This is a genomic window from Thermotoga sp. Mc24, from assembly GCF_000784835.1.
Classification (GTDB): Bacteria; Thermotogota; Thermotogae; order Thermotogales; family Thermotogaceae; genus Thermotoga.
Map to the genome: position 1 here is coordinate 29,317 of NZ_JSFH01000007.1, position 15,882 is coordinate 45,198.

16 protein-coding genes are annotated in these 15,882 nt (G+C 45.4%); 12 read left to right on the forward strand and 4 right to left on the reverse strand.

Going from position 1 to position 15,882, the window contains the following annotated elements; all coding sequences use genetic code 11:
• Positions 1-7: 7 nt before the first annotated feature.
• Together MC24_RS02515 and guaA are read right to left on the reverse strand one after the other, a co-directional pair.
• A complete protein-coding gene (locus MC24_RS02515) occupies positions 8-631 on the reverse strand; it encodes an N-glycosylase/DNA lyase (RefSeq protein WP_004082367.1) in 624 nt (207 codons plus the stop codon).
• Between the two features lie 4 nt (positions 632-635).
• The gene (gene guaA, locus MC24_RS02520; protein ID WP_038052230.1) at positions 636-2,141 is read right to left on the reverse strand and encodes a glutamine-hydrolyzing GMP synthase; all 1,506 of its coding nucleotides are present in this window, start codon (positions 2,139-2,141) and stop codon (positions 636-638) included.
• Positions 2,142-2,253: 112 nt separating this feature from the next.
• Between guaA and MC24_RS02525 the strand changes: the two genes are divergently transcribed.
• From MC24_RS02525 to MC24_RS02535, 3 genes are read left to right on the forward strand one after another with little or no spacing between them, the layout of a single operon-like run.
• Positions 2,254-2,769, forward strand: coding sequence for a chromate transporter (locus tag MC24_RS02525; RefSeq protein WP_008194381.1), 516 nt, complete (start codon positions 2,254-2,256; stop codon positions 2,767-2,769).
• A 3-nt stretch (positions 2,770-2,772) separates the two neighbouring features.
• On the forward strand, positions 2,773-3,273 hold the full coding sequence (locus MC24_RS02530) for a chromate transporter (RefSeq protein WP_038052232.1): 501 nt from the start codon (positions 2,773-2,775) through the stop codon (positions 3,271-3,273).
• Positions 3,274-3,304: 31 nt separating this feature from the next.
• Positions 3,305-5,902 (forward strand): valine--tRNA ligase, encoded by a 2,598-nt coding sequence (locus tag MC24_RS02535; RefSeq protein ID WP_008194385.1) that lies wholly within the window; start codon positions 3,305-3,307, stop codon positions 5,900-5,902.
• Positions 5,903-5,932: 30 nt separating this feature from the next.
• Here MC24_RS02535 and MC24_RS02540 read toward each other — a convergent pair whose 3' ends face one another.
• Together MC24_RS02540 and MC24_RS02545 are read right to left on the reverse strand one after the other, a co-directional pair.
• Positions 5,933-6,307: a NifB/NifX family molybdenum-iron cluster-binding protein gene (locus tag MC24_RS02540; RefSeq protein WP_008194387.1), complete on the reverse strand. Its 375-nt coding sequence runs from the start codon at positions 6,305-6,307 to the stop codon at positions 5,933-5,935.
• Positions 6,308-6,321: 14 nt separating this feature from the next.
• A complete protein-coding gene (locus tag MC24_RS02545) occupies positions 6,322-6,741 on the reverse strand; it encodes a 4Fe-4S dicluster domain-containing protein (protein ID WP_008194389.1) in 420 nt (139 codons plus the stop codon).
• Positions 6,742-7,023: 282 nt separating this feature from the next.
• Between MC24_RS02545 and cas6 the strand changes: the two genes are divergently transcribed.
• From cas6 to MC24_RS02590, 9 genes are all read left to right on the forward strand, one after another.
• Positions 7,024-7,773 carry a CRISPR-associated endoribonuclease Cas6 gene (gene cas6, locus MC24_RS02550; protein WP_008194392.1) on the forward strand — a complete coding sequence of 250 codons (750 nt, stop codon included), beginning with the start codon at positions 7,024-7,026 and terminating at the stop codon, positions 7,771-7,773.
• An 11-nt stretch (positions 7,774-7,784) separates the two neighbouring features.
• The gene (locus MC24_RS02555) at positions 7,785-9,398 is read left to right on the forward strand and encodes a CRISPR-associated DxTHG motif protein (protein ID WP_029683078.1); all 1,614 of its coding nucleotides are present in this window, start codon (positions 7,785-7,787) and stop codon (positions 9,396-9,398) included.
• Positions 9,399-9,418: 20 nt separating this feature from the next.
• The gene (gene cas10 / locus MC24_RS02560; RefSeq protein WP_008194396.1) at positions 9,419-11,572 is read left to right on the forward strand and encodes a type III-A CRISPR-associated protein Cas10/Csm1; all 2,154 of its coding nucleotides are present in this window, start codon (positions 9,419-9,421) and stop codon (positions 11,570-11,572) included.
• Between the two features lie 14 nt (positions 11,573-11,586).
• Positions 11,587-12,009 carry a type III-A CRISPR-associated protein Csm2 gene (gene csm2 / locus MC24_RS02565; protein ID WP_008194398.1) on the forward strand — a complete coding sequence of 141 codons (423 nt, stop codon included), beginning with the start codon at positions 11,587-11,589 and terminating at the stop codon, positions 12,007-12,009.
• 13 nt (positions 12,010-12,022) lie between these two features.
• Positions 12,023-12,772, forward strand: a complete 750-nt coding sequence (csm3, locus tag MC24_RS02570; protein ID WP_008194400.1) for a type III-A CRISPR-associated RAMP protein Csm3 — start codon at positions 12,023-12,025, stop codon at positions 12,770-12,772.
• Between the two features lie 23 nt (positions 12,773-12,795).
• Positions 12,796-13,647, forward strand: a complete 852-nt coding sequence (gene csm4, locus MC24_RS02575) for a type III-A CRISPR-associated RAMP protein Csm4 (RefSeq protein ID WP_029683077.1) — start codon at positions 12,796-12,798, stop codon at positions 13,645-13,647.
• The gene (csm5, locus tag MC24_RS02580; RefSeq protein ID WP_004082354.1) at positions 13,644-14,783 is read left to right on the forward strand and encodes a type III-A CRISPR-associated RAMP protein Csm5; all 1,140 of its coding nucleotides are present in this window, start codon (positions 13,644-13,646) and stop codon (positions 14,781-14,783) included. The genes csm4 and csm5 overlap by 4 nt, the downstream gene beginning before the upstream one ends.
• Positions 14,756-15,331 carry a hypothetical protein gene (locus tag MC24_RS02585; RefSeq protein ID WP_004082353.1) on the forward strand — a complete coding sequence of 192 codons (576 nt, stop codon included), beginning with the start codon at positions 14,756-14,758 and terminating at the stop codon, positions 15,329-15,331. The genes csm5 and MC24_RS02585 overlap by 28 nt, the downstream gene beginning before the upstream one ends.
• A gap of 104 nt (positions 15,332-15,435) precedes the next feature.
• On the forward strand, positions 15,436-15,858 hold the full coding sequence (locus tag MC24_RS02590) for a hypothetical protein (RefSeq protein ID WP_038050942.1): 423 nt from the start codon (positions 15,436-15,438) through the stop codon (positions 15,856-15,858).
• Positions 15,859-15,882: the final 24 nt, after the last annotated feature.

A 15,882-nucleotide genomic window follows, 5' to 3' on the forward strand; every position in this document is an offset into this window, starting at 1 on the left:
TCACCCCCTATTTATCCACCTTTCCCTTCACAAGGTACCACAGGTAGAGATCGAACTTCCCGGGAGATTCTCCAAACGCTTCGGCGACTTTTCTGAGGATCTCTTCCACGTAGAGATATCTTTTCTTACTCCATCCTTTTGGTATCTCCTGAATCAGGCCGTGTCTTTTCATGAGTCTCAAAACGTGTTTATCCAAAATGGCGAGGTCTTCCACACCGGTGTTTCTGAGAAAGTGGCTTGCCTCTTTCCAGCCGATCCCCTTTGCGTTTCTTACTAGGAACTCTCTGGATTGAAAAGGATCACCCTTCACAAGGTTCTTCAACTTTCCCAGCAGTTTTCTGTTTTCTACTATGAACTCGGCTCTCTTTTGAGGATACCTGTGTCCAACCTCTCTCAGTTTCTCCGCGAGTTCCTCAAGGGGAAGATGCACAAAACCCTTTCCGATTTCTTTCTGCGCTCTAATTCCACCTTCCGCACTCCAGTTGGCTGTGAGAACACAGAAAGAGAGTTCACAGAAGAGATCCTCTTCTGTTCCTTCTTCGCCCAATCTTTTGAACTCTTCGAACCGCTGTTCAACGAGCGGTTTTGCTTCTTCTCGTATCCTTTCAAGTTCTTTCAGCAGTTCTTCCAAGTTCTCACTCCCACTCTATAGTTGCAGGCGGTTTTGAAGTTATATCGTAGACCACTCTGCCGATACCTTTCACTTCTCTTGTGATCCTTCTTGCTGCCTCGTCCAGTATATCATGCGGAATCCTGGACCAGTCTGCGGTCATCCCCTCCACGCTGTTCACGGCTCGAAGCGCCACCACGTACTCATACGCCCTCGCGTCACCCTTCACGCCTACGCTTTTTATAGGAAGAAGAACCGCAAACGCCTGCCACACTTTATCGTAGTAGTCATGCTTTCTGAGAGTTTCTATGAATATGTAGTCCGCTTCTCTCAGGATTTCGAGCTTTTCTTCCGTGACCTCTCCCAGCACCCTCACGGCGAGTCCAGGGCCAGGGAACGGATGCCTGTTTATGATCCTGTCCGGTATTCCGAGATACGTTCCTACTTTTCTCACCTCGTCTTTGAAGAGGTCTCTGAGGGGTTCTACCAGTTTCAGGTTCATCTTCTCTGGAAGACCACCCACGTTGTGGTGGCTCTTTATCTTCGCAGTCGTCTTTCCGGATGCGGCGCTTTCTATGACGTCTGAATAGATCGTTCCCTGAACAAGAAATTCCACATCGTGTTTTTTCGCTTCCTCTTCGAACACTCGTATGAATTCTTCTCCTATGATCTTCCTCTTCTTCTCCGGATCCGTGACTCCTCTGAGTTTTTCGAGAAATCTCTTCCTGGCATCCACAACCACCAGATTCATGTCGAAGTGCTCCTTGAAGACCCTCTCCACTTCTTCTCGCTCGTTCTTTCTGAGAAGGCCGTGGTCCACGAAGACACACACGAGGTTCTTTCCTATCGCTCTGTGCACGAGGACCGCTGCAACGGAAGAATCTACTCCTCCAGAAAGCGCGAGGATCGCTTTTTTGTTCCCTATTGTCTCTTTGATGTGTCTTATTTTCTCTTCCACGAGGTCTCCTATCTTCCAGTTTTTCTCGAGTTTACACACATTGAAGAGGAAATTGGAAATCATACGATCACCGTATTCGGTGTGGTGCACTTCCGGGTGGAACTGGAGCAGCCAGAACCTTTTTCCATCTGTGGCAGCGGCGATCACACCCGTTTCGGACACGGCGATCGGGTGGAACCCTTCCGGAAGCCTCACCACCTCATCACCGTGGCTCATCCAGACGTGAACCTTCTCCGGAATTCCTTCGAATATTGGGTCCTTCGAGAGCTCCACGAGAGTTCTTCCGTACTCCCCTCGTCCTCTCTTGACCTCTCCTCCTAGTTCTTTCACGATCAGCTGCATTCCATAGCATATGGCGAGTACTGGACCTTTGTATTCTTGGAACCACTCTGGAAGCTTTGGGGCGTCCTCTTCATAAACGCTTCTTGGACCACCGGAGAGGATCACGGTGTCTACTTTCGAAAGATCCACCTTATCATCGGGGAAGACCACTTCGGAATAGACCTCGTTTTCTCTGATCCTTCTTGTTATGAGTCTGGAGTACTGAGAGCCATAATCCACGACGAGTACCAACTCGATCCCTCCCGGTTTCTTTTGATACTATTAAATCATATTCAGATTTAACTCAATGGAAATTTGAGTTGAAGGAAAAAGTTCTAAAATCGAAGTTCAGGAGGGATCGAATTTGATTGGAAGACTGTTCTTCCTTTTCTTGAGGATCTCCGCCCTCACCATAGGTGGAGGATACGCCATGATTCCCGTGATGAAATGGGAGCTGGAAAGATCCGGCCTTTTGACGGAGAAAGAATTCTTTCGTATCGTGAGCACAGCTCAGGTGGTACCGGGTCCTATCGCCTTCAACACTGCGGTGCTTGTGGGAAGGAGAATCGGAGGTATCTACGGTGCGATCGCCTCTGGCGTGGCCGTTGTGCTACCACCGTTTTTTGCCATAGTTGCGGTTGCAGAAGTGATACGCACTCTCTCAGGGATCAGTTACGTTCGAAGTTTTCTGAGAGGTGCTTACGCTTCCATAATCGGACTTGTAGGGAGTGTTCTGTACCGGCTCGTGAGAAACCAGCGCTGGAATCTCTACAGAGCCGTCATGATAGGAGTAGCGGTTTTTGTTCTGCTTCTCAATGGATCCCTCGTGATTCCGGTGGTCATTTTGCTCGTTCTGCTTCTGTATCTGAAGGAGGTATGAACCTTGTTGAAGCTTGCCTTCATCTTTCTGAAAGTTGGCTTCCTTTCTTTTGGGGGCGGCTGGGCAATCGTTGGAATTCTCAAAGACGAACTCATCATCGGTGGTTTTCTTTCTCTCGAAGAGTTCTCCCAGGCGGTTTCGATCGCTCAAATGACTCCAGGTCCCGTTGCGATAAACCTGGCAACTTACACGGGATACAAATTTTTTGGTCTGATAGGTGCTGTGTTGAACACGCTCGCCTTCCTTGGGGCTCCCATTCTGGTTATCACCGCTGCTATTTTCCTCAGAAAATACGTGAAGCTTCAGAGAGTGAGGTTGATGAAAGCGCTCGAAGGGGTTACCACAACCCTTTTGATCGTGACTCTTCTTTCGCTTCTCAGTTCCGTTCAGAATCCTATGTTGATCCTGCTTTCTGCTGCCGCTTTTGTGTGTTCTTTCTTCAAGGTGCACCCTCTTTTCATCATTTTTGGGTGTGGAGTGATCGGAGCGATCCTCGGTTTCTGATAAAATATCACAGGAAAAGGAGGTGCTGAGAGTGGCAGAACTCTCGACGAGATACAATCCAGCTGAGATAGAGACCAAATGGTACAGATACTGGGAAGAAAAGGGCTACTTCACACCGAAAGGTGTCGGAGAGAAATTCTCCATTGTGATACCGCCTCCAAACATCACCGGAAGGATCCACATGGGGCACGCTCTGAACATAACTCTCCAGGATATCGTGGTCAGATACAAGAGAATGAAAGGGTACGATGTCCTCTGGGTACCCGGAGAAGACCACGCGGGTATCGCTACGCAGAACGCGGTGGAAAAGTTCCTCCTTCAAACACAGGGAAAGACGAGGGAAGAAATCGGAAGAGAAAAGTTCCTCGAGATCACCTGGGAGTGGGCTAACAAATACAGGAGGGAAATAAGAGAACAGATAAAGGCTCTTGGAGCTTCGGTGGACTGGACAAGGGAGAGGTTCACACTGGACGAGGGGCTCAGCAGAGCCGTAAGGAAGGTGTTCGTTGAGCTCTACAGGAAGGGTCTGATATACAGAGGAAAGTACATAGTGAACTGGTGTCCAAGGTGTAAAACGGTGCTCTCAGACGAGGAAGTCGAACACAAGGAACACAAGTCCAAACTCTACTACGTGAAATACCCCGTCAAAGACTCCGATGAGTACATCGTTGTGGCAACCACAAGACCCGAGACGATGCTCGGTGACACGGCTGTCGCCGTTCACCCGGAGGATGAAAGATACAAAGACTTCGTCGGTAAGACGCTCATTCTTCCGCTAGTTGGAAGAGAAATACCCGTTGTTGCGGACAAGTACGTTGACCCGAAGTTCGGAACGGGTGCGGTGAAGGTAACCCCCGCGCACGACCCGAACGACTATCTCATAGCTCAAAGACACAATCTTCCAATGATAGAAATCTTCGATGACAACGCGAGGATAAACGAAAACGGTGGAAAATACAAGGGACTGGACAGGTATGAAGCGAGAGAAAGAATAGTGAAAGATCTTGAAGAACAGGGCTTTCTCGTCAAGATAGAGGACTACACTCATTCTGTTGGGCACTGCTACAGATGTGACACGGTGATAGAACCGAAGCTTTCTGACCAGTGGTTCGTTTCTACAAAACCACTTGCCAAAAGAGCTATTGAGGCCGTAGAAAATGGAGAGATAAGGTTCTTCCCGGAGAGATGGACGAAGGTCTATCTGAACTGGATGTACGAAATCAGGGACTGGTGTATCTCCAGACAGCTCTGGTGGGGCCACAGGATTCCCGTCTGGTACTGTCAGGACTGCGGCCATCTGAACGTCTCCGAAGAAGACGTGGAAAAGTGTGAAAAGTGCGGCTCCACGAATCTGAAACAGGACGAAGACGTGCTCGACACCTGGTTCTCCTCTGCCCTCTGGCCGTTCTCGACCCTCGGCTGGCCCGAAGAAACCGAAGACCTTAAGAGGTACTACCCAACTGACCTTCTCGTCACGGGCTTTGACATCATCTTCTTCTGGGTTGCGAGAATGATCATGATGGGATACGAGTTCATGAACGACAAGCCTTTCAGCCATGTCTACATTCACCAGCTCGTCAGGGACAAATACGGAAGGAAGATGAGCAAATCCCTCGGAAACGGCATCGATCCTCTCGAGGTGATAGACGAGTACGGTGCCGATCCGATGAGGTTCACCCTCGCAATACTCGCCGCTCAGGGAAGGGACATAAAACTCGATCCGAGGTACTTCGATGCCTACAAGAAGTTCGCGAACAAGATATGGAACGCCACGAGGTTTGTTTTGATGAACCTTGAAGATTACAAAGAGGTACCTCTCGAAAACCTCAAGACGGTTGACAAATGGATTCTCACGAGACTCAACAAAACGGTGGAAGAGGTCACAAACGCTCTCGAGAACTACGATTTCAACATCGCAGCAAGGACCATTTACAACTTCTTCTGGGATGATTTCTGTGATTGGTACATAGAGGCTTCAAAGCCGAGGTTGAAGACCGAAGAGAGGAACCTTGTTCAGACGGTTCTTGTGAAGGTGCTGGATGCGTCCTTGAGACTCCTTCACCCGTTCATGCCGTTCCTCACAGAAGAGCTCTGGCAGAAACTTCCCGTGGCCGGTGAATCCATAACGATAGCGAAGTGGACAGAGGTTGAAAGAGAACTCATCGATGAAACCGCGGAGAAGGAATTCACCAGGCTCATGAACATGGTGCGCGGCGTCAGGAACGTGAGAGCCGAGATGAATCTGCCGCAGTCTCAGAGGGTGAAGGTGTACATCAAGGGCTATGAGATCACGGAAGAAGAAGAGCTCCTTCTCAAGACTCTCGGAAACATAGAAGAAGTCAGTTTCGTGAACGAAAAACCGCCGAAGACTGCAACAGCCTACGTTGAAGAGGAAATAGAGGCCTACGTGGACCTCGGAGGGCTCATAGATTTCGAAAAGGAAAAAGAGAGATTGAAACAGATCATGGAGAAGATCCAGAAAGAAATAGATCGTCTGGAGAAGAAACTCGCAAACAAAGACTTTGTCGAAAAGGCACCTGAGGAAGTGGTCGAAGAGACGAAAGAAAAACTCAACGCCAACAGGGAACGTCTCGCAAGGCTCGAATCCATCCTCAGAGATCTAGAATGAAAAAGAGGGGCCAAAGCCCCTCTTTGTTTTTCAGTGGTGTTCGTGATGGTGATGGTCATGAACTTCGTAGTCTGAATCTTCCAGTTGTCCTGAGAGATACTGGTTCACCACTTCTTCCACCGTTCCAGATGCACCCCTTATCACTTTTATACCCAGGGCTTCGAAGGTAGAGATGGCTCTTCTTCCGATACCTCTCACTATCACCAGCTCTGCTCCTTTTTCTTTCACAAAATTTGGGACAGCACCGTGAACATGATCCTGTGCAAGAGGGTTTTCTTCAACACTGATATCCGCTATTGTGTTGTTCTCCACCTTCACGAATGCGAAATACGGCGCTCTACCGAAGTGTTCCGATATGGGAGAATCTTTTCCTCTGTTTTCGGAGACAGGAATGGCTATGATCATTGTTTCACCTCCTCTCAGGGTTCGGGTTTGGTTTCCGTTTCTTTTGGTGACAGATGATCTTCGGCCAGGAGAGGCTTTATTATCTCAAAGGCTTTCTTCACAATTTTGTTCTGCGCAACCAGCTTTTTTATATAGGAAGCATCGGGGAAACTTATCGCTCCTGTCGGACAAAGGTTCATGCACGTCTGACACGCGACCATACAGTTGTAAGGACGCGCCACTATCACTTTTCCCTCTTTTTTGTCGAAGTCGAACACTCGTCTTCCGCAGGTTACAAAGCAGATTCCACATGTCACACATTTATCGTAATCGATGGTCGGGTACCACTCTATTTCTTTCCTGTCCACGCCCCACCATGGGACTTTAGAAAGATCACGAACTTCTCGACCAAGGGCATCCTTTCCAATCAACGGAGTGTTCTTTGCCTCTGCCATAGTCTTCCCTCCCAGTTTTGTTTTTCTTCGTGGTAAGGGGAGGGAGTATCAATACCCGCACCACCAGCACTGACAGACCTTTCTCACGACTCTCACCTCAGGGAAATTATATACTTTTTGCATATATTTGGTCAAACAAAAAATCGCAGAGTTTGGAGAATTTTTCTTGACTATTACATCAGAAAAAAATCATCGATAATGACTACTCAAAGAAAAAAGAATAGTATGCAAAGAAAATTTTAATGATAAAATTATCACAAAGACATTCAAGGGGGAAACAGTATGAGATTGAAAGTTTCTTTTCAGGCGATGGAAAGCACTGTTCCGTTGAATTACAACTATTTTCTTTCTTCTTTCATCTACAAGAGATTGGCTTCACAGAATGAAAACTTTGCCAGATTCCTTCACGAGAAGGGTTATGGGAAGAGGTTCAAGTTTTTCACTTTTTCACAGCTTTTCTTTGAAAATTCCAGAGTCAGCGGTGAGAAAATCTTCATATTTCCAGGAAAAGGATGGTGGTACATCTCATCCCCAGTAGTTGAATTCGTCAGGTACCTGTTTTCTTCTCTCTCCGAAGATCCCGTGATCAGGGTAGGGAAAACAGAGTTCATCGTGAGATCCATAGACATCGAAAATTCTCTTCCTGACCAGTCGGAATACCACTTTATCATGCTGTCACCGCTTGTGGTCAGTGTACCTGAAGAAAACAACGGAAAGCTTTACCACAGGTATCTTCATCCGGGAGAGGAAGAGTTCTACGAAGTTTTCAGAAAAAATCTTATGAAGAAGTACAGAGCTTTTTACGGAAAAGATCCAGAAGGCACTGTTGAAGTCATCCCCGATTGGGATTACATCAAATCACGTCAGCGGATAACCAAGAGGATCAAATTGAAAAACGCGTTCGTCAGAGCCGTGGTTTTCCCGTTCAAAATCAGGGGCGAGAAAAAGCTTGTAGAGATCGGCTATGAAGCGGGTTTTGGAGAGAAAAACAGCATGGGATTCGGAATGGTAGCGTTGAAGAAAGATATATAAGGGGTGATGAAATGTGTGAAACAGTCAAGCTGGTTACTTTTCTTGGTTTAGGTGAATACGAAAAAAGTTGTGTAGTTTTTGAAGAGGGTTTTTGTGTTCAACAAAGAATCTTTCCTCTGGCAATAGTTGAGTATCTGAATCATATCGGGAAGCATGTTGAAGTGTTATTCTTTCTGACAAAAGTGGTAAAAGAGAAAGAAAAATGGAGCGAGTGCATAAAATTTTTGGAGGCAAGAAAGGTACCTTACAAAGATTTTGAAATATTAGAAGAGCTACCCCCAGGTGACCTAATGAACTTTCTAGTAAAGAATCTTATAGAGAATCTGGAAGAAGGGGACAGAGTTATACTGGATGTTACTCATTCGTTCAGAAGTATTCCATTGATGGCAAGTGTAGTAGCCCTGTACCTTAAAGAGGCCAAAGATGTTAATGTGAGCGTAGTTTACGGCAAGTACAATAAAGAAACAAAAGTAACAGAGTGCGAAGATTTGACCCCACTAACTGAAGCTACATCATGGATATATGCTGTTCGATTGTTCAAAGAGTATGGATATGCGAAAGAACTCGCTGATTTGATAAAAAAGAGAAATGAAGAAATATACAGGAGAAGTCAAAGTTCGAAAAAACCAAAGCTACTTGGTTCTATGTCTCAAAAACTTCAGGATCTTTCGTCTTCTATACGTCTTGGATCCATAGTAGCCATAAGGAAGAATTTAACCAATTTCTTCAATTTTATTGATAGAAATAAGGCAAGAATAAGAGAGGAGACGGAGGTTTTTGTTCCAGAGATTGCGGCTCTCTTAGATGGGATCGAAAAAAGATACAGGGCTATACATGTTAAATCGGAGAATTTTGAACTGAGCGAAAAAGAATTGGAATCTGAAAAAGAGTTACTGGATTTCTATCTTCAAACAGGAGATTTAGGTATGGCTCTTCGTTTGGCAAGAGAATATCTTATAAATGTCTATTTGATGTCTGGAGGGGAGAAGAGTGACTTCTTGGATAGAAATGTTAGAGAGTCTGTGAACATTTCAACGTTTGGCTATGATACCATCCTTCAGGCAAGAAATCATGTTGCTCATTTCGGATTCAACAAACTCCAGCTTCCCTCCTTGAAAAAGATAGAAGATCACCTGAAAGTGCTTGTTCAAACCCCACCGGAACAACTTCTGGAGTCTGCGAGAAAAACTCAGCGAAACAGAAAAAGAGCTCTTCTCACTCCTCTCGGTACGACAAAAGGTGCTTTATACACCGTTCTGAAAAAAATTTCACCTGATCTACTCCTGGTTATAACTTCAAAACAGGGAAAAGCTATTCTTTCAGAAATTCTGGAGAAAGCTGAATTCAAGGGTGAATTTAGGGTAATCCTTCTCGAAGACCCTTTTATGGGTGTAAGTGAAATAGATCGAGTAGTATCCGAAATCAAAGAACATCTTTCTGACGTGGATGAAGTGATCGTCAATCTCACAGGTGGAACCACTTTTCTTACGTACGTTATCGAGCGTGCCAAAAATCAAATTAGATACGGAAGAAAAGTAAAAACTATCCTGGCTGTGGACAAGAGAACTTACGAAGAACAAAAGCAAAATCCTTTTGTGGTGGGTGAAATTCTGGAGCTTGATTGAGAAAAGGAGGTGAATCTTCCTTGAAAGACAGAGAAGAGCTTGTCGTTGGGGCTCTCCTGCACGACATAGGAAAGATCGTAAGAAGGGCGGGGGATGACAGAAGACATCAGATTGCCGGATACGATTTTACAAACAAAGTGAAGAAATTCGCTGTAATTCAGGACTACATTCACTACCATCATGAAAAGGATCTTCTGAAAAAAAGTTTGGAAAACGAAAAGGTTTGGTATGTGTGCTTCGCAGACAACCTCTCGAGCAAAGAAAGAATGACTGAAGGTCAGAAGTTTGAAGAACTTCGAAGAATGGACAACCTCCTCTCAAAGATCCCGGAGGGGGAATCTTCCAGAAACGTCACTTACTTTCCTGCAAAACCAGCCAACGAAGTGGTGGAAGCGGTAAAGGATATGAAAGAAGATCAGAAAACCTACGAGGATCTCTACAGGAGATTTGTCGAAGACGCTCAGAAGATTTCTCCCACACCAGATGATGTGAATTTTCTCACTTACAAGTACTTCTCGTTCATTCCTCAGGAAACAAGAGTGGAAGGAGACATGGATATATCGCTCTACGACCATCTGAAGGTCACGGCTATGCTCGCTCTCTCGCTCTATGACTACGCAAAGGAAAACGACCTCAAATTCGAATCCTACCAGGAGATGAAATCATACTTTGAGAATTCCGACGTGAAACCTTTCCTCCTTGTTGGGGGAGATGTCTCCGGGATACAGAACTTCATTGCCAACGTCTCTTCAAAAGGCGCTCTCAGATCCTACAGAGGAAGGAGTTTCTTCATAGAAATTCTCCAGGAAGTCGTTGTGGATGAGATTCTTGATAAAACAGGCTTTTACAGGACAAACGTTCACTTCATAGGAGGAGGGCATTTCTACCTCGTCCTTTCCAACACGGAGAAGGTGAAGAAAGCCCTCGAAGAGATCAGAAACGAGTTGAACGAATGGTTCAGAAATAGGGGTCTTTCACTCCACCTTGTGATCGAATCTGTTGAATTTTCGGTGAAAGACGTGGAAGACATGTCCAAGGTTTTCAAGAAGATCGGTGAAAAGTTGAACGAAAGAAAATACAGAATGTACACGGAAAAAGACCTTGAAGCGATCTTCCCCGATGATTTGAATCTGATCCAGGAGAAGGGAAACCACACCTGCAAAATCTGTGGAAACAGAGTAGACAGGCTCTTTTCCATTCGAGAAGGGGAAGAGGAAATTGCATGTGACTTCTGCAAGGAAATGTACGATCTTGGAAGAGAACTTCTTGAAGAGTCTCACGTGTATCTTGCTGAAAGAAAGAATGGAAAGTTCGAGATTTTTAAGAGAAAATTCGATTTCTCGAGAGAACCGGGAGAGGGTTTCAGCTACAAGTTGAGAAGGATATACGAATTCTCAGAGAAGGAAAAGAACGTCAGAAGAATACAGGTGGTGACGTATTTCAAAGAACAGGAGTTCGAGAAAATCGCAGAAAAAGCACCTGGCAAAAAAATAGCGAGCCTCCTTGTTGACGTTGACAACCTTGGAAAGATCTTTCTCAAAGGCTTAAAGAAAAAGACCCTCTCCAGATACAGCACCCTCTCAAGGCTCATGAGCTTTTTCTTCAAAGAAAGAGTAGAGAGTATTGTTGAAAGAAAGAACGTTATGGTGATCTATTCCGGTGGAGACGATCTCTATTTGGTTGGCGGATGGAACGATGTTCTGGATGTGGCAAAAGAGTTGAGAGAGGCGTTTGGAAGATTCACAACGAACGATTTCATGACGTTCTCTGCGGGATACGTGATCACCGATGAAAAGACAAGCATGAGCCTCATAAGAGAAATGTCTGAAAGAGCCGAAAGCGCTGCCAAGAAATCCGGGAAGAACAGCATAGCATTTTCGAACAGAAGCTACTATGCAGTGAAGTGGAACACCTTCTTCGAAATGTACAACTTTTATCAAGAGCTGAAGGAAATAGCAGATAAAGTGGACAGAAGTGTCATCAGAAAGGCTTTGAATCTCACAAGGGAAGAGTCTCCTCTGAACAAAGCCTTCCTCGCCTACATAGAGGCAAGGGAGAACAAAGACGAAGACAAAAGAGTGGCAAATCTCATGAGAGAGAACATAGATCACCTCGGTGAAAACGCCTTGAATGTAATCCTCCAGTTTGTGGATCTTCATGCAAGAAAAAGCTGAAGGAGGGATGAGCGGTGGCAGTTTCTCAGAGCGTTTCTCTCAAAGAAGATTTGAAGGACCTTGTGAGAAAGGCAGAGGAAATCGGAAGGGAACTTTCTGGAAAGCTGAAGACAAACCAGCTTAGAAAGTTTCATGGTCACTTAACCAAAATCTGGAGCAACTACATCTACAAAAAGAAGGACTACAGGGATAACCCGGAGAAGTTCAACGAAGAGATCCTTAACGAGCTTCACTTCATGAAAATATTTCTCGCATATCAGGTTGGAAGGGATATCGAAGGTATCAAAGAATTGAAGGAAATACTTGAACCTCTCATAAACGAGATAAAGACTCCTGATGAGTTTGAGAAATTCAAAAAGTTCTACGATGCAATCCTTGCGTATCACAAATTCCATTCTGAATCCGAAAAAAGCAACAGAAGGGCAGCCAGAAGATAAGGAGGGATGAGCGGTGGAAAGGCCGATACTCGGAAAGTACATCATAAAGGGAAAGATCATTCTGGAAACAGGTCTTAGAATCGGAGGTCAGGAGCTCGGCGTGAACATCGGTGGTATAGACAATCCCGTTATCAGAAATCCTCTCACGGGAGAACCCTACATCCCCGGAAGCTCTGTGAAAGGAAAGATGAGAAGCCTGATGGAAAGGTTGTTGAATCTGGATATATCTGGGAACAAGGTAAGAAGACACGAATGCGAAGATAAGGAATGTAAAGTCTGCAGGGTGTTCGGTTCGACTTCGACTTCGAAAAATGGAAACAACATCCCTTCACGCCTTCTTGTCAGAGACGCGTTCCTCACAGAAGATTCAAAAACAAAACTCCTCAGCATGGAGACCGACCTTCCATACACGGAATGGAAAACAGAGAACGCACTGGACAGAGTCACCTGTAAAGCCGATCCGAGAAGCTTTGAAAGAATTCCTGCAGGTGCGGAGTTTGAATTTGAGATCATCTACACGGCAGAGAACGAAAAGCACATAAAGGAAGACCTCGAAAATATAGCCACAGCTCTGGAGCTTCTCGAAGACGACTATCTCGGTGGAAACGGCAGCAGAGGATACGGAAAAGTGAAGTTCAGTATAGAAAAAGTGATCTTCAAGAGTGCCGATTACTACAAAGGAGAAGGAACACCAGTAGAAAAAGAAGTCAAAGGTGGTGTTGAGGGCTTTAAGAAAGCCATTCCCGAAATCGTGAAAGGGTGATAGGAGTGCGCCTTCTGGTGAAGATGAGTTTCAGAAGTGGTTTCAAGGTGGGTAGGGGGAACGAGACCGATTCCACCCTCCCCACCATCCATTCCGATACCATCTACGGTGCTGTCGTGTATCACGCTTTCAAGTGGTCTGAGAAAGCCGAAGACTTCGCAAAGAAGTTGAAGGTCTCTTCTCTTCTGTTCGTTCGCGGTGATCGCCTTCTTGTTCCAAAACCTTTTCTTTACAACACCTATTCGTTGGAAGAAGATGATGAGGAAAGTCCAAAGGAGCTGAAGAAAGCAAGTTATGTTTTCCTGGACAAGCTCGCTGACTATCGGTCGATAAAGGAAGCAAGCGGTGCTGTCTGCAAGGAAAATCCGGTGGAGATAGTGAGGATTCCAAGAAATTCCCTCGACAGGATAACGAGTTCCTCCAATCTCTACTTTGTGGAAGTTGCTTTCGTAAAAGAGGGGTTCACTCCGGCATTTCTGGCAGAATTTCCCGATGAATACGAGGGGCTTTTCAAAACAGCTGTCAAGTCTCTTGGAGATAGTGGAATAGGCGCTGACTCAACTTACGGATACGGACTTTTCAATGCCGAGTTCGAATCTGCTCCAGATTTCCCGGAAGAGGGTGAGTACTATCTCACCCTGTCGCTTTTTGTACCTTCTGCAGAAGAGAGATCAAAGATGAACGAAGGATACTACAGGGTAGTAAAAAGGCGCGGAGTAAAAAGGGATGAAATGAAGGTAAAGAAGGAGATTTCTTATGTTCAGGAAGGTTCTGTGTTTCCTTTCAAGCCAGAGGGCCGTGGGGTGTTGAAGATAGAAGACTATTTTGTCCAGACGTCTCCACTCTGCGTGGCTTTCGGTGGTGATGGGAAATGAAGGTGACTCTCAAAACACTGACTCCCCTTCACATAGGAAGCGGCGAAAAGTATCCTCCTTGCAACCTCGTTGTTCTGAAAGAGGAAGAAAACAAAAAAACAGCTGTGAGGCTTATCACAAGAAAATTTCTTGAAGTTTTGAGGAAACACCCTGAAATCAAGCAAAACATCTCTGAAAATATCTCTAAACCCCTCAGTTTTAAAGAAGTAGAAAACGTGGAAGATGGTGTTTTCTATGAGGTGAGCCTCTACTCAGATTTCTCCAGTGGGAAGAAAAATCCGGAGATTCCTGAAGTTGTTCACCATCCCGACGGAAGCGTTTATGTCCCGGGAAGTTCGCTGAAAGGCGCTGTAAGACTTGCACTCACCTGGCACGTTTTGAGGAACAACAGGAATCTTCTTGAAGAATTCCGCAGGAATGTACAAAAGGATCTTCAAAATCACAAAAGGGCATTCTATCAGACCAATGAATTCCTGAATGGATTGTTCAGATTTGCTCCAAAAGAGATCAACACCGATTACTTCCGCTTCCTAAGAGTTTCTGATTCTCAAACACTGAGGACCCAGCTGGTTGTGCACGATGTCGGGATTTTCTACGTAGCTCGTCCCAACACTCACCCCAGAACTTTCCCTCTGGAGTTTGTTCCTATCAACAGAGATTTCGTCTTTGATGTGAGGTTTGTGAAAGAAGAATACGATTACTTTCTCACACACGTGAGAAAACGCTACGGAGTAGAACTTCCTGGAAGCATTGAAGAGATCTTTTCGATCGTGAACGAGTTCTACTCCGAAGTCTTCAAATTCGAAAGAGAACGCTTTAAAAAAGCAAAGGAGAATTTTGAAAAGCTCGACACCAGTAAAATCGAAGAAAGATTCCAAAAGATAGAGAAAGTGCTTCAAAGCAAGAAGTACGTACTCATACACATAGGATACGGTGGAGGACTCATGGCAAATTCGCTCTTCATTCTCCTTGACGAAGAGACAAGAAAACAGGTGAGAAACATTATAAAGTACCATAAAGATGACGAAGCTCCTCTCACGAGGAGATACCTCGTTCAGAGTGAAAACAACAGTTACAGAGTGATATCTCCGATAGGATGGTGTGCGTTGTGGTTGGAAGATTCCCAATCTACGTAGAAGAGGAGTTCACATCGGATGAAAAGAAGTGGGAGTTTGTCCTCTCGAAAATCGAGTCCATCGATCCGGCAGTGGCTTCCTTCGTGGAAGAAGCACCGGATGGAACAATGAGAGTGATCGGTCCGTTTCGGGCGAGGAGTGGTTACGCTCTTGTTATCTCCTCGCCTCTTTCTTCGCTCTTTCATTTCTTGGTTCTCAACGTTCCCCGTGTTTTGAACGCAGTCGTGAAACCCGGAAGAGCCTACGTCGAAATATACGAAAAGAGAGATCTTTTCGATTCACCCGGGGTGTTCACTTTGAAGGTGAAAGGAGCAAAGGGTTTCTCACTGAAGCAGTTGAAAGAAGACATGAAACTCTTCCTCGGTGTCGAGGTTGAACCCGCCTTCCAGCCGGTTTCTCTGAGAAACACAAAGAACGGTGTTATCGTGACCTTGAAAACCCTCACCCCTGAAACGACCGCTCTGGTGAAACTCTCGAGGCTTTGTGGCACCGGTGAGAGCAGAAAGTACGGACATGGAGATGTAGAGATCTACAGGATTGTTGAGTAAAGTCAGTTTGTTCTTTATTGAGTTCTATCACCACCGAAGAGCTGTTTTTCCTGTGAATGCAAAAAGAAAGAATAAAGGAGAGGGGCGCTATGAGGAGGGGTAGCGTGAAAAAGGGTTTCATCTTTCTCAGTTTCGTTGTGGTTATTCTGCTTTTTGTTACTTCTTTTGTATCGTCCAGCTCTGGACCTTCTGTTCCTGTGATAAAGGGCAGATGGGAAAGCGGCACTTTCGTAGGCGATTTTAACGGTGATGGAATTGTGGAATCTTTCAGAGTTGTGTTGATAGTAGAAGACCAGAATGGTTCCAGCTTCACCGGGAAAACCGGAGCGATTGGTAGCCCGCAGGGATACGACTTGGAGACAGAAGTCTATTTCAACATAACCGGCACGATAGACCAGTATGGATACATAACGATCAGAATCGTTGGACTTGAGAATGAACCTCCAACAGTCGGGAAGTACGAGGAAGGAAGGATAAAGCTTCAGGAACCCCAGTATGGTGAAGTAATTTTGTACAGAGCTTCATAGTTCTCACAAAGGCGTCCCTCTCCT

Excerpts from the sequence above, each read along its gene's own strand:
- csm5 (WP_004082354.1), top strand. The coding sequence starts at position 13,644 with ATGAAGGTGACTCTCAAAACACTGACTCCCCTTCACATAGGAAGCGGC.
- MC24_RS02545 (WP_008194389.1), bottom strand. The coding sequence starts at position 6,741 with ATGGCAGAGGCAAAGAACACTCCGTTGATTGGAAAGGATGCCCTTGGT.
- cas6 (WP_008194392.1), top strand. The coding sequence starts at position 7,024 with ATGAGATTGAAAGTTTCTTTTCAGGCGATGGAAAGCACTGTTCCGTTG.
- MC24_RS02555 (WP_029683078.1), top strand. The coding sequence starts at position 7,785 with ATGTGTGAAACAGTCAAGCTGGTTACTTTTCTTGGTTTAGGTGAATAC.
- csm4 (WP_029683077.1), top strand. The coding sequence starts at position 12,796 with ATGAGTTTCAGAAGTGGTTTCAAGGTGGGTAGGGGGAACGAGACCGAT.
- MC24_RS02540 (WP_008194387.1), bottom strand. The coding sequence starts at position 6,307 with ATGATCATAGCCATTCCTGTCTCCGAAAACAGAGGAAAAGATTCTCCC.